Origin of the sequence: Sandarakinorhabdus sp., from assembly GCF_051860625.1 — a bacterium.
Classification (GTDB): domain Bacteria; phylum Pseudomonadota; class Alphaproteobacteria; order Sphingomonadales; family Sphingomonadaceae; genus Sandarakinorhabdus.
The window spans coordinates 336,555-356,472 of sequence record NZ_JBHYDQ010000001.1 but is presented as its reverse complement, the minus strand read 5'-3'; the positions used below and the strand labels follow the sequence as shown (position 1 = coordinate 356,472).

Below are 19,918 nucleotides of genomic sequence, written 5' to 3'. Positions count from 1 at the left end.
TCAATAATCCCGCGAATAGCGCAGCGTGGCGTTGGAGCCGCCAAACGAACCGGTGGAACTCAACAGGCTGAGGGTGCGGGTGAGCGCAAACTCGATCTGGGTGGCGGTGAAGCCGCGCGCGTCGGTGATGATTTCGACATAGATGTTGCTGCCGATATATTGCCCGGCCGCCACCGCGGTGCCGCGGCTGTTGGTCTGATCGGCGCCGAGCACGCGCAACCGGTCGATGCCGGTGACCGAGCGCAGCTTGCCCAGCGGATTGAGGCCGCCACCAGACCCGCGCAACGAATTCAACGCGGCGGCCAGCTGCACCGCCTGGATCGGCGAGATGTTGGTGACGGACTCGCCGAACAACAGCCGCGAAAGCACTTCATCCTGCGGCAGCGCCGGGGTGGAGGTGAAGCTGATCTGCGGGCTTTGTGCGCGGCCGCCGATGTTGATGGTGGCGGTCATGCCTTCCACCGTTGTCTGCGCGGCCAGGGAGAGTTCGGGGTTGGTGAATTCACCGCCGTCGAAGGTAATGGCGCCGTTTTGCGCCAGCTCGAAGCGGCGGCCGGCGAAGCTGTAGGTGCCGCGGATCACCTCCAGCCGACCGACGATGCGTGGGCTCGCGGCGGTGCCGGTGATGCGCATATCGGTTTCCCATTCGGCCTCCAGCCCCATGCCTGACACGAAAATGCGGTTGGCGGCGCGCACCCGGATATCGAGGCGGATGCTGGCCGGGCCGGGCGGCGCCGGCGCCGGTTCGGCTGCGGGCGCGTTCTTGCGGCGCACACCGGCCAGTTGCACCACGGCGGAGTCACCCTGGCGGATGATCTGATAGCGCGCCTCTGGCAGATTGATGGTGCCGGCGATCAACGCGCCATCGGACCCGTTGGTGATCGCCAGTTCCCCGGTGGCGCGGGCGCCCAGCGCATCGCTGCGCGCCAGTTGCGCATTGTCGAACTGCACCCCGATGCGCGCCGGGAAGCCGCGTGCTGCATCGAGGCCGATCGTGCCGTTGGCGGCGACCGTACCGTCGCCGGCGCGGCCGGTCAGGCGGGTGATCTGCAGTTCCGATTGGCTGAACTGGCCTTGCAGCGCGATATCGCGGATCGCGGTACCATAGCTGTCGTTGCTGTAGCGCAGCGCATTGGCGCGAACAGTGCCATTCAGTTGGGGCGCCTCGACCCGTCCGCCGAAATCGGCGGCGATGGCGATCGGGCCAGACAGCGTCTGTCCGGCGATACCGGTCAACGCCCACAGCACTTCGGCCGGGCCGCCATAGCGGATGCCGCCGGACAATGGCGCGGCCAGCAGGCGCTGCGTGATGCTGCCGCTGGCGGGCAAAGGCGCGATGCGGCCCTGCAGGCGGCCGATGCTGGTGCTGCCCTGGCGGATGGCGGCCGACAGCCGCCCGCCAGCTGCCGACAGTTGCGCCGTGGTGGCGATGTCGACCGGCGCCGAGATGGTGTAGGCGGCGGTGCGGGTGAAGCCGGCAACATCGATGCGCGCGTCAATGATCGGCACGTCTGCCAGCGTGGCAGCGATGGTGCCGGAGGCTTTGCCGCCCAGCCCGAGGCCCGGCACAAAGGCGTTGACGATACCGAGATCGACGGCGTCGAGCGCGGCGTTGAGACGGGTGGCCTCGCCATAATTGCCGGAGATGCGCGCGCGGCCTTGGGGGAAGATGATGGTGGCGGGCTGCAACTGCCATTCGCTGCCGCTGCGGGTGGCGATGGCGGGTGACGCCAGCCGGAAATCGACACCGCTGAAGGCGCCGGTGGCATTGGCGACAACGCGGTTGGGGGCGAGCCGCACCTGCGCCGCGATGTTGAACGGCGCCGAAGCGCTGCCATTGGCGACCAAGCCGATATTGCCGCTGCCGCCGCGATAATCGAAGCGGCTGCGCGCGCGTGCCACCAGCAAGCTGCCGGAACGGACATCGGCCAGATGGGCGCTGCCACTGATCGAAGGCGCATCGGGATAGAGGATGACCGCAGCGCGGGCGCGGCCGCTGCCTATCGTGATCGGCGCGTTGCCCGGAATGCGCGCCGATTGCGCCCGAGCGTCGATATCGGCGCGCTGGGCGGCGCCGGCGGCGGCCAGGGTGACGCTGCCGGTGATGCCCGATCCCGACAAAGCGATCGTGCCGGCGAACGGGCCGGCAGCGGTCTGGGTGATGCGGCCGCGCGCGTCGATGCCGGCGACGCGGGCGCGGCTGATGTCGATGCTGATGGCCGGCTCGGTGCGGATCAGCACGTCACCCGACAACGGGCCATAGGCGGACTCGCCAGTAGCAACGACGCGGTAGCCGGCAGCGCTGCCGGTAAGTTCGGCGACAAGGTTGCGGATATCGAGGCCGAGGCCGGGCCGTTCGGCGCGCAATTGCACCACTGGCCGGGCGACCGTGCCGGAGCCGGTGACGCTGGCCGGGCCATAGGTGGTGGACTGGGCCCGCGCCGACAATGCGACGCGGCCATCGTTCAGATTGTAGCTGCCGCTGCCGTCCATGATGCGCAGCAGCGGCGCGGTCAGCCGCAGATTGCGCAGCGTGGCGGCGCCGGCGGGATCATAGCCGAAGGCTGCCGTGACCACGGCATTGCCGCCCAATTGCGCCAGCACAGCTGCGTTGCTGATCTGGCGGGTGGCGACGCGCAGTGTGCCGGCCAGGCCAAACCCGCCGCCCGGCGCGGTGAGCAGCCGGGCGTTTGTAACCAGATCGACGCGGCCGAGGCCATCGACCGGGTAATCGTTGACGCGGCCGTTCAGCGTGCCGGCATAACGGCCCCTTGCGATATCGGCGACGATGACGGCGGTGGCATTGATCCGGTCCGACCGCAGGCGCAGATTGTCGGACAATAACTGGCCGTTCTCCCAGGCCAGATCGCCGTCGACGGCCAGGTTGGTCAGCAGGCCGCCAGCCGCGGCGTTGAGGCCGGTGACGCAGCGGACACGGGCGTTGATCGGCACCAGGATGCGATCCGGGGCGACGACGGCGCGGCCACTGGCGAACAGGCCTTCGGCGGTGGTGCTGTCGAACGTCAGTGACCGGGCGCTGATGCGATAGGCCACGGCCGGCGTGCTGAACTTGCCGTCGATGGTGGCGGCAATGCGCACATTATTGCCGGAAAGATCGGGCGCTATGGCGCCGGGCCGCAGCAATTGGGCGTTGATCGCCAGATCGGTGAAGCGGTTGTCGCCCAGATCGACGAGGCCGCTGGCGTCGACCACGAACACGTCGTTGGCCAGTTTCACCACGCTGTCGACGCGGCGTTCGGCAAGGCGGGCGGTGATCGCCACGTCGATGCCACGCAGCAGGCTGGCGGGCGTGCCGGCCAGGATCGCGCCGGGATCGGTGGTGCCGTTGACGGTGAAGCGGCCATCGGCGGCTGTGATGGCCAGCGCCGCCAGCGATGCGTCAGCGCTGCTCGCCGAGAGATTGCCGCGCCAGCCGGACCAACTGCCCTGCCCGTTGATGCGGGCCGTCAATGGCCGGCCCAGCCTGGTGAAACTGTCGACGAGGCCGCCCGCAGGTGCCGTCAGCCGCGCGTCGATAAGCAGCCGGTCCGCCTCCGGCACCGCATCCAGCCGCAGCACCAGCTGGTCGCCGCCCGCAACACCCTTGCCGCGTCGCGCGTCGGCATCCACCGAGACCGTGGCGCGGCCATCGGCAATGCTGATGGCCCCGGCCAGCCCGACGATGTGGCGGCGACCCGTGGCGGCGGGTTCGATCAGCAACCGCCCGATGCGCAACGTATCAATATCGATATCGAGATCGGGCAGCAGCGGGTCATCCGGATCGGACGGATTGAGGTCGGGCAGCCGCAACAATCGCGCGGTATCTGCGCTGGCTTCGGCCATCGCGATGCGGCCGCCGCTGATCAGCGCGCCGGGCGACCAGTCGACCACCACTGCCGGGGACGTGGCCAGCAGGCCGGCACGGTCGCGGATTTCGAGACCGCGGATGGTCATGCGGCCATAGAGCGAGCCGTTGATTTGGCCCGCGCTGTAGTTGAGCCCGCTGGCGGTGGTGAACCCGGCGAGCTGGCGCAGCAGAAAATCCTTGCCCGGCCCGGTGTTGAGGCCGAGCAGCGCCAGCGCCACAAGCAGCACAAGCAGCACAAGCAGCGCCAGCGCGATGCCAAACCACGTCAGAACGCGCCGGGCCGTCAAAACGCCTGCCCGATCGAGATGTAGAGCGTAATCCGCGATTCGCGTGGCCGGCGATTGATCGGCGTCGCGACATCGATCCGCATCGGCCCGAAGCTTGTGTAATAGCGTGCGCCGACGCCGGCGCCATACCGCATGCCGTTCAGTGATGGCGTCGATGCCGCGCCCAGGCGGCCGGCGTCGATGAACGGCACCACGCCGAAATTGCCGAAGCGATAGCGGGCCTCCAGCGCGAACTCGGTCAAGGAGCGCCCGCCGATCGGATTATTGTCGGCATCGCGCGGCCCCAGTTGCTGAAAACCGAAGCCACGCACCGAGCCACCGCCGCCGGCGTACAGCCGCCGCGATGGGGCGATCTCGTCACGCGCAGCGCCGATGATGCTGCCGACGCGCGCTCGCCCGGCCACCACCAGCGACGACGACACCGGATAATAGGCGCTGCCTTCGACCAGGAACCGACCATAGCTGTCGAAGCTGCCGCCGGCGCGCTTCTGCGCCTCCGGGCTGGCACGGGCGACCAAGCGAAACCCGTTGGTGGGATCGAGCAGGCTGTTGGACCGGTCATAGCCAAGCTGCATCGGTAGCGCGGCGATGAAGAAGGTGCCGCGCTCCCGCGCCGCTGCGGCGGGATCGAAATTGGTTTCGCGCGACGCGATCAATTCGGCGCCGAGCGACCAGGTCCAGCGTTTCTGCCAGAGCGGCGTGCTGACCCGCGCCAGGCTGGCGTTCAGGTTGATCGCCTCGGCATTGAACGCATCATAGCGTTGCCGCGCCACCGACGCGCCAAGCTGGAAGGCGCGATCGCGCTGCCCGGCGTTGGAGCGGATGAACTGGCCGCGCACGCTCTGTTCGTTGGTGCCGGCGACGACGCCGCCCACCAGCGCGCCTTCGGGCGGGAACAGGTTGCGGTGCGTCCAGGTCGCACTGACGCGCACGCCTTCGCCGGTGCCATAGCCGCCGTTGGCGGCCAGGTTGCGCGCCGGCGCCTGTGTCTGGCGCACCAGCAGATCGACCGTCTCCACGCCGTCGGCATCGATCACGCCGGTGCCAACCGGCTCGATGGCGACGGTGGACAGCAGGCTGGTGGCGATCAGCGCCTGGCGCAGATCATTGACGCGGCGGCTGTCGTAAAGCTCGCCGGCCTTGAAGCGTGGCAGGATGGCGATGTGATCGACGTCGAACACCGGATCGCCGGCCAGCCGAAAGTCGCCGAAGCGCGCCTTATTGCCGGCGGTGACCGGCAGGCGATAGTCGCCGGTGAAATCCGCATCGTCCAGCAGGATATCGCGCTGTCCGACCACCGCGAACGGATAGCCTTGTTCGGGCAGGCGCAGCGTCACATTGGCTTCGGCCGCTTCCACGGCTGGCGCCACAATCGGGTCGCCGGTTGACAGGGACAGCGCTTCGCGCGCCAATTTGCGCGGCTCGTCGCCAAGCGGTGCATCGCCATCGACCAACGCAATTGCGCCAAAGCGATAGCGTGGGCCGGGTGTCACCGTAATGGCGGCCAGCAGCTGGCCGTCGTCGCCCGGCAGCGGGCCGACGACGGCGCTGGCCACTGCATCATGATAGCCTTCGGAGCGCAGCAGACTTTCCGCCAACTGGACATCGGCGTCAGCGCGGGCCGATACTTGTGCGGCGCTGCCCGCGGTGCGGCCATCCTGCAGCAGGGCGGACAGATCGCGAAACCGGTCCTCCAGCCCGACCGCGTCGAGACCGGTGATGGTCAGGCGATAACGGATTTCCGGCAGGTCAACATCCGGGCTGGGCGGCGGCGCGTCGGGGACGGTGACACTGTCCAGCGGCTGTAGCGGTTGGTCCAGCGCTGGATCCGGTACCATGGCTGGCGGCGCGGCAGCGGCTGGCGGCATCTCGCGCTGTACCGCATCGGGCAGCTCCAGCGACGGCAGCTCCGCCGACAGATCGGGCACCGGATCGCCGGGCAGGCGTACCTGGGCCGCAGCCGTGCAGGCGCCGGCAACCGCCCCGATCCCGACGATCACCGGCAACAGCCGGAACGCGCACCGCTGCAGCGGCGCTGAAGGTCTTGTTTCTTTCGGCATGCCGCAATCTAACCCGCCGCCCGTTGTAGGGTTCCCCGGCGGCATAGGGAACCCACGCGCCTGAATCCGGTGCCGGCACCGATCGTGTTGTGGATGATTTTCGGATCGACCCTGATGTACGGCCTCACCGCTGGGCGCGTAATGGCGCAGCTGGATCAGCGGCGGACCAACCGACCTGCCGGCGTGCCGCCTATTTCCCGATGCAGAAGCGGCTGAAGATGCGGTCCAGCACGTCGTCAACCGCGACCCGGCCGGCGATGCGGCCAAAGGCATGAGCGGCCGCGCGCAGGGCTTCGGCACGTAGGACCGGTTCGGGGGCGTCGGCGGCGTCCCGCAGCGCGGCTTCGGCAGCGGTGAACGCGGCGCGGTGACGGGCGTGGGACAGCAGCGCCGGCTCGCCGGGGCGGGTGGCGGAGCGGGCCCAGTCGGTCAGCCAGGCGCGCAGATCGGGCAATCCGTGCCCGGTGATCGCGGAGACGACGAGCGCATCGGTAGGCATCGACGCCGGCACGCCCAGATCGGCCTTGTTGACCAGCAGCAGGCGCGTGGCCGGCGCCTCTGGCCACACCGGCGCATCGACGCTGGCCACCGCGATGACCAGATCGGCGTCGGCGGCGCGGCGGCGGGCACGGGCGATGCCTTCGGCTTCCACCGGATCGTCGGTATCACGCAGGCCCGCTGTGTCGATCAGCACGGCGGCGACACCGCCGAGATCGATCGGCACTTCGATGGCGTCGCGGGTGGTGCCGGGGATGGCGGTGACGATGGCCACGTCGCGCATCGCAAGGGCGTTGACCAGGCTGGATTTGCCGACATTCGGCGCGCCGGTGACGGCGATGGTCAGGCCGTCGCGGATGCGGGCGGCGCGGGCGGCATCGGCGATCAGCGCGGCCAGATCGTCGGCCATGGCCAGCAATTGCTGCCGCGCCGCTTCATCCAGCCGTTCGGCGACATCGGCCTCGTCTTCGGCAAAATCCAGCCCGGCTTCGGCCGCGCTCAGCACATCCAGGCAGCGCCCGCGCCAATCCTCCGCAAGCCGGCCCAGCGCGCCGCCAGCCAGCGCCAGCGCCTGATCGCGCTGGCTGGCGGTTTCGGCAGCGACAAGATCAGCAAGGCCTTCGACCTGCGCCAGGTCCATGCGGCCGTTGGCAAAGGCGCGGCGGGTATATTCGCCAGGTTCCGCGAGGCGCACGCCCGGCATGGCCGTGACGGCAGCCAGCACGCCGCTGATCACCGCCGGGCCGCCGTGCAGATGCAGTTCAGCAAGGTCTTCCCCGCTGGCGCTGTTGGGGCCAGGGAAGACCGCCACCAGCGCGCTGTCGAGCAGCGTGCCGGCCGGATCGGTCAGCCGGCACAGGCTCATCCGGCGCGGCGGCGGCAATCGGCCGGCCAGCGCGCGCACCACGGCAAAGGCCGCGGGGCCGGACAGGCGGATGACGGCGAGAGCCGCAGGTGGCCGGCCGCTGGCCAGCGCCGCGATCGTGTCGGTCATGGCGACGGCATCAGCCCTTTGGGGATTTGGCGACGCTGCCCATGGTCCCCGCGGTCAAGCCGGACATGAACAATTTCTGCCATTGTTCATAGCTGCCGGCGATCCCCGGTGCCCAGGTGCGCATCAGCTTCTCCCAATCGGCCGGGGTGATGCCGTCGGTCATCGCGGCCTTCATGCGATCGAGATAGACATCGTGCAGCGGCTGCAAATCGGGCAAGCCGAAAAAGGCGCGGGCTTCCTGCGGGGTGCACTCGATATCGAACGTGATCTTCATGCGCGCATTGCCTCTTTTCGCCGGCCGGGAAGCCGTTAGTGTAGCGGCCTGTTGCCGGTATCGGCAAGCGATGCAGCAGTTTTGGACGCTGCGAATGAGAACAAAGACTTACCGCGCAGCAAAGCTGCAGCATGAAGAGGTGATTGATGAAGGCGATCCGGATCGAGGCGACAGGCGGCCCTGACGTGATGCAGTGGCAGGACATCACGCTGCCGCCGCCGGGCCCGGGCGAAGTCCGCATTCGCCATACCGCGATCGGCCTGAACTTCATCGACACTTATCACCGCTCCGGCCTCTATCCGCTCGGCTTGCCGTCCGGCCTGGGGCTGGAGGCGGCGGCCGTGATCGAAGCCGTGGGGGAGGGCGTGACTCTGCCGGTCGGTGCGCGCGTCGGCTATTGCTGGGGGCCGATCGGCGCCTATGCCACGCACCGCAACATCGCCGCTGCCATGCTGGTGCCGTTGCCCGACGGTGTCAGCGAAGAGGTGGCCGCCGCCGGGTTGCTGAAGGGCTGCACAACCGAATTTCTGGTCGAGCGTTGTGCCCGCGTGAAGGCGGGCGATTGGGCGCTGGTGCCGGCCGCGGCGGGCGGGGTCGGCCTGCTGCTGGTGCAATGGCTGAAATCGCTCGGCGCCACCGTGATTGCGGTGGCGGGCAGTGCCGACAAGCTGGCGCTGGCAGCGGCCCATGGTGCGGATCATGGCGTGCTGGACACCGATGATGTCGCTGCACGCGTGCGCAGCCTGACCGATGGCTGCGGCGCAGATGTCGTGTTCGATGGCGTCGGCAGGGCGAGTTGGGAGTCCTCGCTCGACAGCCTGAAGCGGCGCGGATTGATGATCAGCTTCGGCAATGCCTCGGGGCCAGTTTCGGGAGTCGATCTCGGCATATTGGCGCGCAAGGGATCGCTGTTTGCGACGCGCCCGACGCTGTTCGATTATTACAGCACGCCCGAAGACCGCGCGACCTACGGTGGCCGCGTGCTCGCCATGATGGCGTCGGGCGCACTGAAGCTGGCGGTCAATCAGCGTTATCCGCTCAGCGAGGTTGCCACCGCGCACGCCGATCTGGCGGCGCGGCGTACAACCGGGTCAACGGTGCTGCTGCCCTGATGGCTCAGGGGTTCGCCAGCGTCAGCACCAGCTCGCTGAGATAATCGCGGCCCCTCATCACGCTTTCCACCCGGATGCGCTCATTCAGCCCGTGGACGCCATTGCCATCGGCATCGATGAACATGCCCGGCGCGCCATAGACCGGTACGCCGATCGGCGTGATGAAGATCGCATCGGTGGCGCCGGTGGACATCATCGCCAGCATCGGCACGCCGGGGAAATGCTTCGCGGCCAAGCGCTCCATGGGGCCGATGATCGCCGGATTCATCGGTGTCGGCTTGGCCACCGGGCGGATTGGCGCCTTCAGGCTGACCGTGACCTTGGGGTTGGCGATGATGCGATCAAGATCGGCCTTGAGCGCTTGCGGGTCGGTGCCAGGAAACATGCGGCAGTTCACATTGCTGCGTGCCCGTTGCGCCAGGGCATTTTCGGCATGGCCGGCCTCGATCAGGGTGGCGACACAGGTGGTGCGCAGCACGCTGTGGTTGGTCGGGTCCATCGACACGATGCGATTGGCTTCGGCATCGTTGGGATTGCTCAGCAGGCGGGTGATCGACGGCCCGACCGGCGCGGGCAGCACCTTGGCCAGCCCGGTGAAATAGGCGCGGGTGGTATCGGTGAACTGCACCGGGAATTCGTGGGTATTCACCGCGACGATGGCACGGGCGATATCGGTGATGGCATTGTCGGGGCGCGGCACGCTGCTGTGGCCGCCGGGGTTGGTTGCCTCGATCCAGAAATTCTGCACGGTCTTTTCGCCGACCTGCACGGCGAGGCCCAGTGGCTTGCCATTGGCGCCATATTGGCCCCCGCCGCCTTCGTTCAGCGCGAATTCGGCCTTGATCAGATCGGGGCGGTTCTTGGCCAGCCAATCGGCGCCGTTGAAGGCATAGGTAGTCTCCTCGCCGCAAGTCAGCGCCAGCTTGATGGTGCGTTTCTGTGGGCGATTGGCGGCCTTCAGGCGGATCAGCAGATCGGCCCATACGCTGGCCTGCGCCTTGTCGTCCAGCGTGCCGCGGCCATAGAAATAGCCGTTTTCCTCGATCAACTGGTAGGGATTGCGAGTCCAATCCTCGGGCTTGGCCGCCACCACATCGAGGTGGCCGAGCAGCAGCATCGGCTGCGCCTTTTTATCGGTGCCGTTCAGGTGGACGACGATGCCGCCGTCCTTTGGGAATTCCGGCACCGAAAATTGCGTGATCTCGTCATCGCCAAATCCGGCAGCGCGAAACCGCACCGCCAATTTGTCGGCCAGCGCGGTGCAACTGCCGGTGGTCAGGCTGGTGTCGGTTTCCACCATCTCCTTGTACAGCGCGCGAAACGCGGCTTCGCCCGGCTGGGGAGTGGGTGACTGCGCAGCGGCTGGCAGGGCGGCCAGCAGCGCGGCGGCAAGAATGGATGAGCGCACTGGGAAATTCCTCATTTGTTGGCGTAGGTGACGATCAGATCGAACAGATAATCGCGCTCATCGAGCACGCCCTTCACCGAAATGCGTTCGTTGAGGCCGTGGACGCCATTGCCATCGGGCATGCCGAAGCGGCCGGGCATGCCATAAGTGGCGATACCGGCAGCGTTCAGATAGCGGCCATCGGTGGCGCCCGTCGCCATCGTCGGAATGATCGGGATGCCGGGGAAATACTTGTTGGCCAGCGCCTCGGCCGGATCGTAGACTTGGGCGCTCAGCGGTGGCGGCGGCGCGGCCTTTTCGGGATTTTCCGATGCCCGCGGCGTGATGCTGATGGTGGCGTCGGCCAGGCGCTCTGCGATCTGGCCACGGACCTTTTCCACGCTTTCGCCGGGGAACATCCGGCAGTTCACATTGGCCTGCGCGCGCTGCGGCAGGGCGTTGCGGGCATGGCCGGCGTCCAGCATGGTGGCGACGCAGGTGGTGCGCAAGCTGCTGTGCCAACCGGGATCGCGTGAGACGATTTCATTGGCGTGCGCATCGGCCGGATTGGCCAGCAGCGCGCGGATGGCGACGGCATTTTCGGGCGTGGTCAGCCCGGCCATGGCAGTGAAATAGGCGCGGGTCGTATCCGACAGGATGATCGGGAAATCGCTTTTCGCCAGGCGCACCAGCCCGGCAGCGAGTTCATAAATGGCATTGTCGGGACGCGGTCGGCTGCTGTGACCGCCGGGGTTGCGGGTTTCCAGCGTGAAATCCTGATAGACTTTTTCGCCGGCCTGGAAGGCGAGGCTGACCGGCTTGCCATTCTCGTCGGCCTTGCCGCTGCCGCCTTCGTTCAGCGCGAACTCGGCCTCGATCCAGTCGCGATGATTCTCCACCAGCCATTTTGCGCTGTTGAACGGTCCGCCTTCCTCGCCGCAGGTCAGCGCCAGTTTCAGCGTGCGTTTTGGGGGTTTGCCGGCCTGTTTCAGGCGGATCATCGCATCGCTGAAGATGGCGCCATGCGCCTTGTCGTCGCTCACCCCGCGACCATAGAACCAGCCGCCTTCCTCGATGAAGGCAAAAGGGTCGCGCTCCCAATCTTCGCGCTTGGCCTCTACCACATCGAGGTGGGACAGCAGCAGGATCGCCTTCGCATTCGGGTCACTGCCCGGCAGCGTTGCAACCAGCCCGCCATCCTGCGGGCGATCATCGGGGCCCTTGAACAATCGGATGTCGGCATCGGCGTAACCCGCGGCTTTCAACCGCGCGGCGATTTTCTCGGCAGCCAGGGTACAACTGCCGCTGGACACGCTGGTGTTGGTTTCCACCAGTTCCTTGTAGAGCGCGCGAAATGCCATTTCGCCGGGGCGCTGCGTCGATCCCTGGGCAGCGGCCGGAACGGCGATGGCGGCAACCAACAGGCCTGCAAATATCTGACGCATCAATATCCCCCTTGGATTGCCCGCATCAAAGCCGGGCCAATGCGCCGTGGCAAGGGCAAAGGGGCGGAAGCCGGCGCGCAAAACCGATCATGGCGCATAACATGATTGAAACATGCGTGCCCGACACTCATCTATGTATGGTGGTGGTGCCCCGGCGTGACGCCGGCGGCAGCGACCCGTTACGAACGATCCAGATTATGGCGCTCAACCCCCAGAGAAAAGGACCCTCCCGCATGGTATCGCTCAGCAAAGGCCAGGGCATCAGCCTGACCAAAGCCAATCCCGGTCTCAGCATGGTGGCGATGGGCCTGGGTTGGGATGTCGCCAAGAAGCGCGGGTTCTTCGGCGGCTGGAAAGACGGCGATGATGTCGATCTGGATGCGTCATGCCTGTTGTTCGACGCTGGCGGCAACCTGGTCGATCAGGTCTGGTTCCGGCAGCTCACCAGCCGCGATGGCAGCGTGCTGCACACCGGCGACAATCGCACCGGCGCCGGTGACGGCGACGACGAGGTGATCAACGTGAAACTGAATGATGTACCGGGCAATGTCCAAACGCTTGTGTTCACGGTCAATTCATTCACCGGCATCAATTTCACCAAAATCGAAAATGCTTTTTGTCGGGTGGTGAACATGGCCAATGATCAGGAACTGGCGCGCTTCGATCTTTCCAATGCCGGCCCGCACACGGCTCAGGTGATGGCCAAGCTGGTACGCAAGGATGGCGGCTGGGATTTCGTGGCAATCGGCACCACCGGCCGCGGCCGGACCTTCCACGATCTGGTGCCGGTCATCGTGCCGTCGCTCTGATCACAATGGGATCAACATGACCATACTCACCCAAGGCGCCAACGCGGCGCTGGCCGGGCCGAGCGCGCGGATCGCGCTCGATTGGCCGACCTCCGCCGGCAGCCTTGATGCCACCGCCTATATGCTCACCGCCGCCGGCAAGGTGCGCGGTGATCAGGACATGATTTTTTTCAACCAGCCCAAGGATGCGCTGGGCAGTGTCGCGATCCTGTCCAGCGCCAATGGATCGGCGGTGTTTCAGGTCGAAACCGGCCGACTGCCGCCCGAGATCGAGAAAATCGTGTTTTGCCTGACGGTCGAAACACCGGGCAAGACGATGGCGGCGTTCAATGGCGCGTCGCTGGCGTTGACGGCCGGTGGCCAGACCATCAGCTTCGAGCCGGTATTGGCAACGGCCAATGAAGCCGCGCTGATCCTGGCGGAGTTGTACAAGCGCGGCGGCGTCTGGAAAATTCGCGGCGTGGCGCAGGGCTTTGTCGGCGGCCTGGCGCCGCTGGCGCGATCATTCGGCATCGAGGTTGATGAACCGGCGTCGGCCCCGCCGCCGGCACAGATCATCACGCCGCCGCCATCGCTTCCCAACACACCGCGCCCGGCCCAGAAACCACCAGCGCCGCCACCTGCGCCAGCTCCGGCCCCGGCGCGCCCGGTCAGCCTGTCCAAGATCACGCTCGACAAGAACCAGCCCACCGTCAGCCTCGAAAAGCGCGGCACGACCTTTGGCTCGATCCAGGTCAATCTCAACTGGACCAGCGCCGCCGGCAGTGGCTTCTTCGGCAAGCCCAAGCCGCTCGATCTCGATCTGGGCTGCCTGTTCGAGATGAGCAACGGCGACAAGGGCGCCGTCCAGGCGCTGGGCGGCCGCATGGGGGAGCTGGATTATCCGCCCTACATCATGCTGGATCAGGATGACCGCACCGGGGCGGCCGCCGGCGGCGAGACGCTGCGCATCAACGGCCGCTTCTGGAACGAGCTGCGGCGGATCGCCCTGTTTGCCTATATCTATGATGGCGCGCCCAATTGGCGGAGTACCGATGGCACGGTGACAATCACCATGCCCGACCAGCCGCCCATTGAATTCGCCATGAAGGACGGCCCCAGCGGCATGGGCTTCTGTGGCCTGGCGCTGATCGAGAATGTCGGCGGCACCATGAAATTCACCCGCGTGCTCGAATATTTCAAAAGCCACCGGGAATATGATCAGCGGCTCGGCTGGGGCTTGCGATGGACGGCGGGGTCCAAGTGATGATGATGTGTCCGCCCCCGTCGCATGAGAAAGTATCAGGATGCTGAAGCATTTCACCGGCTCGTTCGTCTTCACCGGCGTCGCATTGGCGCTGGGCACGGCCTATGGCTATTCGTCGGGCGGCAGCATCGCTGCAGCGCTGTCGGTGCTGTGGATCTGTATCGTGCTGGGCGTGCTGGAGGTTTCGCTGTCCTTCGACAATGCGGTGGTCAACGCCACCACCTTGAAGGACATGGATGCCGTCTGGCAGCGCCGTTTCCTGACCTGGGGCATCCTGATCGCGGTGTTCGGCATGCGCGTGGTGTTCCCGATCCTGATCGTCGCGGTGGCCGGCAAGCTCGGGCCGATCGAGGCGGTCAACCTGTCCTTCACCCAGCCCGATGAATATGCCCGCATCGTATCGGCGGCCCACCACACCATCATGGGCTTTGGCGGTGCCTTTCTGTTCCTGGTTGGCCTGAAATTCTTCATCGATGCCGAAAAGGAGCATCACTGGTTTCCGGCCATCGAGGAAAGGCTGACCAAATTCGCCAATCTCGAAGCGCTCGAAATCTTTTTCGTGCTGCTGCTGGCCTATGGCATCAGCACGGCCCTGCCCATCGAGGAAGGCCATGGTTTCTTCGTGGCGGCGGTGTTCGGCGTGTTCACCTATTTCGCGGTCGATTGGGTCGGCAATGCGATCGGCGCCAGCGAAGACGATGCCAACACCGCCAAGCGCACCGGGCTGGGCGCATTTCTCTATCTGGAAGTGCTGGATGCCTCCTTCTCGTTCGATGGCGTGATCGGGGCGTTTGCGCTGTCCAACAATCTGATCATCATTGCGCTGGGCCTTGGCATCGGCGCGATGTTCGTCCGTTCGATGACGGTGTTTCTGGTCCGCCAGGGCACGCTGGCGCAATTCCGCTATCTGGAACACGGCGCCTTCTGGGCGATCCTGGCGCTGGCCGGCATCATGTTTGCCTCCACGCTGGTGCATATCCCGGAAGCCATCACCGGCCTGATCGGTGCCAGCCTGATCGGCCTCGCGCTTTGGTCGTCGATCCGGTACAACAAGGCCAACCCCGAAACCGGTGAGGATGCGGCAGTTGCCAGCACGCCGGATGCTCCCCTCGTCTAACCTTTCCCCCAACCATCAAAGGATCTTTCCATGGGTATCAGCCTCAGCAAAGGCGGCAATATCAGCCTGTCCAAGGAGGCCCCCGGCCTCGCCCGCATCCTCATCGGCCTCGGCTGGGATGTCCGCGCCACCGATGGCAAGGAATTCGATCTGGATGCCTCGGCCTTCTTGCTCACCGCCAGCGGCAAGGTGCGGTCGGATGCCGATTTCATCTTTTATAACCAGCTCAAGAGCGTTGACGGGTCGGTCGAGCACACAGGGGACAACCGCACCGGCGCTGGCGATGGCGACGATGAAGCCATCAAGGTCGATCTGACCAAGGTGCCGCCCGCCATCGAACGCATTTCGATTGCGGTCACCATCCACGACGCCGCCATCCGCAACCAGAATTTCGGCATGGTTTCGGGCGCGTTCATCCGCGTCGTCAATTCCGACAATAATATCGAGATCACCCGTTTCGATCTGTCCGAAGACGCGTCGGTGGAAACCGCGATGATCTTCGGCGAAGTCTATCGCCATGGCAGCGATTGGAAATTCCGTGCCGTCGCACAGGGCTTTGCCGGCGGCCTGGCGCCGCTGGCGACCAGCTTCGGCGTCAACATCGGCTGACGGCAAATTGTGGGCGCGGGGTTGGCTATTGCTGCCCCGCGCTCACGCCTTTCCTATTTTGTGATGGCGTGAACTAAATGCATATCTGGTTCAACGCCGGCTATTCCCAGACCTGCGATGCAATCCTGCTGATCAAGGCCGCGGCTGGTGCCGCGCCGATCAGCGTCAACATCCACGCCAGCCATGCGCGCCGTGATGCACCTGCGCTGGCCGTTGCCGACACGATGGCGATTGAACCGTCGCACAACCGCAGCACAGCCGACGGCGCTGCCGCCTATGTCGACTGGTGCCTTCAGCATGTCCAGCAACACCGCATCGACCTGTTCATTGTTCAGCGCGGCCGCGGCGCCATTGCTGCGCGCCGCGCCGAATTCGAAGCCATCGGCTGCACGCCCGTGTTGGCGGCCGATGCCAAGACGCTGGCGACCATCGAGAACAAGCGCGAATTTTACGACGCCTGCACGGCCGCCGGCCTGCCGACGCCGGTCAGCATCCCCGTCCACGATTTGGCCGAATTCGATACGGCGCTGGGTCATCTGGCCGCGCTCGGCCACGCGGCCTGCATCAAGCCGCCCCAGGGTGTGTTCGGCACCGGCTATTTCCAGCTCGATGATGCCACGCCGCTGTTCCGCCAACTGATGCAGATCGACGATCGCGCCATCCAGACATCTGTGATGCGGGGTGCGATTGCCGAAATGGGCAGGATCCCGGAAATGCTGGTGATGCAGCATCTGCCGGGCACCGAATGGAGCGTCGATTGCCTGTGCGACCGCGGCCGCATCATCACCGGCTTCGTGCGCGCCAAGCGCCAACACAGCCAGTTCATCGACGCCAACCCGCTGATCATGCGCGAAGCCGCCCGCATCGCGGCGCTGTTCAATCTGTCCAACCTGGTCAATATCCAATTCAAATCCGCAGTGCACGATGCGGACGCGCCCCACATATTGGAGATCAACCCACGCATGAGCGGCGGCTGCGGCTATGGCGCGCTGGCGGGCATCAACCTGCCGTTCCTGCAGATATTGTTCGCCGCCGGCCTGCTCGATGAAGCGCAGATTCCGCCGCTGCGCCCCACGCTTACCAGCAGCATCGCCCAGGCCATCGATCTGACCGGCCTGGCAATCGAAGAGCGCGCCCATGATGCATAACCCATGACCAAAGCGCCTGTCGAAACCCGCCGGATCACGCTGCCGAGCGGCACGCTGGACATCGAAGTCCATGCCCAGCAGTCCCCTGCATTTCCGCTCGACGTGCTGTGTGATTTTGCGGCGCGCAACAATCCCAAACGCGGCTTTCTGGTCGTGTCGAAACTGCTTGGCCGGCACATCCCGGCCTCACCGCTCGTCATGGATCGGCTGCACCACAGGCTGGCGGCCCAGATCGGCGATGATTTGCCGGGTCCGGTCCTGTTCATCGGCATGGCCGAAACCGCCGTCTGCCTGGGCCAGGCCATTCACGCGGCCTGGCGCGACAGCACCGGGCGGCCGGATTCGATGTTCATCCATTCGACGCGGCAGGTGATCGATGCGGCGGACATCGTTGCTGAATTCAGCGAACCGCACAGCCACGCCGCGCGCCACATCCTCTATGCGCCGCTGGATACCGCCTTGCGCGCCATGTTCCTTGTCGCCCGCTCGCTGGTGCTGATCGACGACGAGGCGTCGACCGGCACCACCTTCCTCAACGCGGTGCGCGCGCTGGCGCCGCTGCTGCCGCACCTCGAAACGGTCACCACGTCGGTCATCACCGATTGGTCGCCCAACGATGATTGGCGCGCGGGCCTGGGCTTTCCCGGCGCGTCGCTGTCGCTGCTGCGCGGCCGCTTGCAGTGGACGGCCAACCCCGGTCATGTCAGCGCCCAGCCGCCGGTCAGCCGCACCGGCGCGCTCGGGCGCATCGCCAATCGCAGCAACTATGGCCGACGCGGCGACAGCGATGGTCGTCACGCACTGCCCGATGGCCTCGACTACGCCGGCCTGGCGCGGCGGATGGCTGGACATCACCCTGGCCAGGCCTTTCTGGTGATCGGCACCGGCGAATTCACCTATCCGCCCTATCGGCTGGCGCTGGAAATGGCGCATCAGGGCCACACGGCGCACATGTCCTCGATAACCCGCAGCCCGGTGCACGTTGGCGGCGCGATTCGTTCGGCGCTCAGCTTCGACGACAATTATGGCGCCGGCGTCCCCAATTTTCTTTACAACGTTACCCCTGAGCCGGGCCAAACCGTCATCATCTGCTGCGAAACCGGCGCGGAAAGTATCGATCCTGTGCTGGTGCATGCGCTGGGTGCCGAGGTGCTGAATTTCGGCACGATGGGGAAAACATGACCAATTATCGCGCCATCGCGCTCGTCGATCTGGACGACACGCTGTTTCAGACGCGGCGCAAATGCCCGGCCGAACTGCCGTTCGAAGTGCTGACACCGATGGCATTCGGCGCCGACGGCCAGCCGATCAGCTATGCGACGCCGCGGCAGATGACCCTGATCCGCTGGCTGGAGGAGACCGCGCTGGTGGTGCCGGTCACCGCCCGCAGCACCGCGGCTCTGCTGCGCACCCGGCTGCGCTTCGAACACGCCGTCAGCGCGCATGGCGCGGTGATCCTGAATGGCTTCCCTGAGCGCGCGGATGATATCCACAATGTCCGCTGCAGCCGCTGGCATGCGCAGATGGACGCCGCCCTGGCGCCCTTCCAACCCGCGCTGATCACCATGGAAACGGCCATCCTCAGCCACGCCAGCGCGCAGGGCTTGCGGGTGCGCGCCCGGATTGTCAGCGAAGACGGCCTGCCGCTGTATCTGGTCATCAAGCATCAGGAGGCGGACGGCAATGATGCCGAACTGCAGGCCGCCACCGGGCCGGCGCGCCAATCGCTGCCGGCGGGCTGGACCTGCCATCTGAACGGCAACAATGTCGCTTTCCTGCCGCCGGGCCTGGGCAAGGCGCATGCCGTGGCGGTCGTGCTGGAAGCCCTGCGCGCCGACCATCCGGACTTGCCAGTGATCGGCATGGGGGACAGCCACACCGATGCCGGCTTCATGGCGCTGTGCGATTTCGCGATGACGCCCACCGGGTCGCAACTCGCCGGCCGGCTGCTGGCGCGGGCATGACCGGCAGTGGCCCCCTGTCAGGCAGCTATGACGCCAGCGACGTCGCGTTCCTTTTGAAACCGATCACGCAGCCCACCATCGATATCGCCGAAAAGGAACGCCGCATCCAATCGGGCAGCTTTCATTATTCGCAAATGCTCTCGCCTGAACACGCCCCCGATGTCGATTATATGGCGGCCTACCATCAGGCGCTGGCCGACAATGGCGCGACGCTCGCCGGCCACATCAACCTGCTGGCCGACGCGATCATTGCCAGAGGTTGGGCGCCATCCGGCAAGCGCATCGCGCTGGCATCGCTGGCCCGCGCCGGCACGCCGATCGGCGTGTTGCTGGCCCGCGCGCTGCGGCGGCGCGATATTGCCGTCGATCATTATTCGATCAGCATCATTCGCGGCCGCGGCATCGATCATAATGCGCTGCGCCATATCCTGCAGCGCCACGACGCGGGCGACGTGATCTTCCTCGATGGCTGGACCGGCAAGGGCGCCATCGCCCAGGAACTGCGCGGCCCCGATGGGCCGTCCGCCGTCGGCATCACGCCGCGCTTGGTGGTAGTTGCCGATCCGGCCGGCGTCGCCGATCTGGCCGCCACGGCGCAGGATTATGTCATTCCGTCCGGCATATTGAACGGCATCGTTTCGGGCCTGGTCAGCCGATCGGTGCTCAACGAACAGATCGGCACCGGCGATTTTCATGGCTGCGTGATTTTGGAGCACCTCGCGCCGCACGACGTCAGCCGCGCCTTCGTCGACCATATCGACGCACTGGCCATCGCGGGCGAGCAGTTGCCCAACACGCAAATCCTGTCGGGCGAAGCACGGGCGTCTTTGCGCCAGGCCTGCGAAACCCTGCTGGCCTTCATTCAGCACCATTATCATGTGGCCGACCGCAACCGGATCAAGCCCGGCATTGCCGAGGCCACCCGCGCCGTGCTGCGTCGCGTGCCGGATCGCCTGCTCGTCTGCGATGAAGACGAAGCCGCCGTGCGTCACCTGGTCCTGCTGGCGCGGCAGAAGGGCGTGATAATCGCGCGTCTGCCTACTCTGTCCGGTTACCGGGCTGTGGCCATCATCGCCGCGATGGGCGATGAATGATATCGG

Annotated in this window: 15 protein-coding genes; 9 read left to right on the top strand and 6 right to left on the bottom strand. The window is 66.1% G+C overall.

Annotated elements, in window-relative coordinates; all coding sequences use genetic code 11:
• The 4 genes from ACTIEZ_RS01685 to ACTIEZ_RS01670 all read right to left on the bottom strand — a co-directional run bounded on the left by ACTIEZ_RS01685 (position 1) and on the right by ACTIEZ_RS01670 (position 7,981).
• Positions 1-4,155 carry a translocation/assembly module TamB domain-containing protein gene (locus ACTIEZ_RS01685; protein ID WP_439544906.1) on the bottom strand — a complete coding sequence of 1,385 codons (4,155 nt, stop codon included), beginning with the start codon at positions 4,153-4,155 and terminating at the stop codon, positions 1-3.
• The gene (locus ACTIEZ_RS01680) at positions 4,152-6,155 is read right to left on the bottom strand and encodes an autotransporter assembly complex protein TamA (RefSeq protein WP_439545080.1); all 2,004 of its coding nucleotides are present in this window, start codon (positions 6,153-6,155) and stop codon (positions 4,152-4,154) included. Before ACTIEZ_RS01680 ends, ACTIEZ_RS01685 begins: the two co-directional genes overlap by 4 nt.
• A gap of 250 nt (positions 6,156-6,405) precedes the next feature.
• Entirely contained in the window at positions 6,406-7,707 is a 1,302-nt protein-coding gene (gene mnmE, locus ACTIEZ_RS01675) for a tRNA uridine-5-carboxymethylaminomethyl(34) synthesis GTPase MnmE (RefSeq protein WP_439544905.1), read from the bottom strand.
• A 10-nt stretch (positions 7,708-7,717) separates the two neighbouring features.
• Positions 7,718-7,981: a DUF6489 family protein gene (locus ACTIEZ_RS01670; protein ID WP_439544904.1), complete on the bottom strand. Its 264-nt coding sequence runs from the start codon at positions 7,979-7,981 to the stop codon at positions 7,718-7,720.
• 146 nt (positions 7,982-8,127) lie between these two features.
• Between ACTIEZ_RS01670 and ACTIEZ_RS01665 the strand changes: the two genes are divergently transcribed.
• Positions 8,128-9,093: a quinone oxidoreductase family protein gene (locus ACTIEZ_RS01665; RefSeq protein ID WP_439544903.1), complete on the top strand. Its 966-nt coding sequence runs from the start codon at positions 8,128-8,130 to the stop codon at positions 9,091-9,093.
• 4 nt (positions 9,094-9,097) lie between these two features.
• Here ACTIEZ_RS01665 and ACTIEZ_RS01660 read toward each other — a convergent pair whose 3' ends face one another.
• Both ACTIEZ_RS01660 and ACTIEZ_RS01655 read right to left on the bottom strand, forming a co-directional pair.
• Positions 9,098-10,501, bottom strand: a complete 1,404-nt coding sequence (locus tag ACTIEZ_RS01660) for a M20/M25/M40 family metallo-hydrolase (protein WP_439544902.1) — start codon at positions 10,499-10,501, stop codon at positions 9,098-9,100.
• Between the two features lie 11 nt (positions 10,502-10,512).
• Positions 10,513-11,925 (bottom strand): M20/M25/M40 family metallo-hydrolase, encoded by a 1,413-nt coding sequence (locus tag ACTIEZ_RS01655; protein ID WP_439544901.1) that lies wholly within the window; start codon positions 11,923-11,925, stop codon positions 10,513-10,515.
• Between the two features lie 233 nt (positions 11,926-12,158).
• Here ACTIEZ_RS01655 and ACTIEZ_RS01650 point away from each other — a divergent pair, with 233 nt between their 5' ends.
• The 8 genes from ACTIEZ_RS01650 to ACTIEZ_RS01615 all read left to right on the top strand — a co-directional run bounded on the left by ACTIEZ_RS01650 (position 12,159) and on the right by ACTIEZ_RS01615 (position 19,912).
• Positions 12,159-12,734: a TerD family protein gene (locus ACTIEZ_RS01650; protein ID WP_439544900.1), complete on the top strand. Its 576-nt coding sequence runs from the start codon at positions 12,159-12,161 to the stop codon at positions 12,732-12,734.
• 16 nt (positions 12,735-12,750) lie between these two features.
• Positions 12,751-13,980, top strand: coding sequence for a TerD family protein (locus ACTIEZ_RS01645; RefSeq protein ID WP_439544899.1), 1,230 nt, complete (start codon positions 12,751-12,753; stop codon positions 13,978-13,980).
• Positions 13,981-14,020: 40 nt separating this feature from the next.
• A complete protein-coding gene (locus tag ACTIEZ_RS01640) occupies positions 14,021-15,097 on the top strand; it encodes a DUF475 domain-containing protein (protein WP_439544898.1) in 1,077 nt (358 codons plus the stop codon).
• A 30-nt stretch (positions 15,098-15,127) separates the two neighbouring features.
• Positions 15,128-15,706: a TerD family protein gene (locus tag ACTIEZ_RS01635; RefSeq protein ID WP_439544897.1), complete on the top strand. Its 579-nt coding sequence runs from the start codon at positions 15,128-15,130 to the stop codon at positions 15,704-15,706.
• Positions 15,707-15,783: 77 nt separating this feature from the next.
• Entirely contained in the window at positions 15,784-16,854 is a 1,071-nt protein-coding gene (locus ACTIEZ_RS01630; RefSeq protein WP_439544896.1) for an ATP-grasp domain-containing protein, read from the top strand.
• Positions 16,855-16,857: 3 nt separating this feature from the next.
• Positions 16,858-18,036 carry a phosphoribosyltransferase domain-containing protein gene (locus tag ACTIEZ_RS01625; RefSeq protein ID WP_439544895.1) on the top strand — a complete coding sequence of 393 codons (1,179 nt, stop codon included), beginning with the start codon at positions 16,858-16,860 and terminating at the stop codon, positions 18,034-18,036.
• A complete protein-coding gene (locus tag ACTIEZ_RS01620) occupies positions 18,033-18,818 on the top strand; it encodes a hypothetical protein (RefSeq protein ID WP_439544894.1) in 786 nt (261 codons plus the stop codon). Before ACTIEZ_RS01625 ends, ACTIEZ_RS01620 begins: the two co-directional genes overlap by 4 nt.
• Entirely contained in the window at positions 18,815-19,912 is a 1,098-nt protein-coding gene (locus ACTIEZ_RS01615; RefSeq protein WP_439544893.1) for a cysteine protease StiP domain-containing protein, read from the top strand. The genes ACTIEZ_RS01620 and ACTIEZ_RS01615 overlap by 4 nt, the downstream gene beginning before the upstream one ends.
• Positions 19,913-19,918 lie beyond the last annotated feature (6 nt).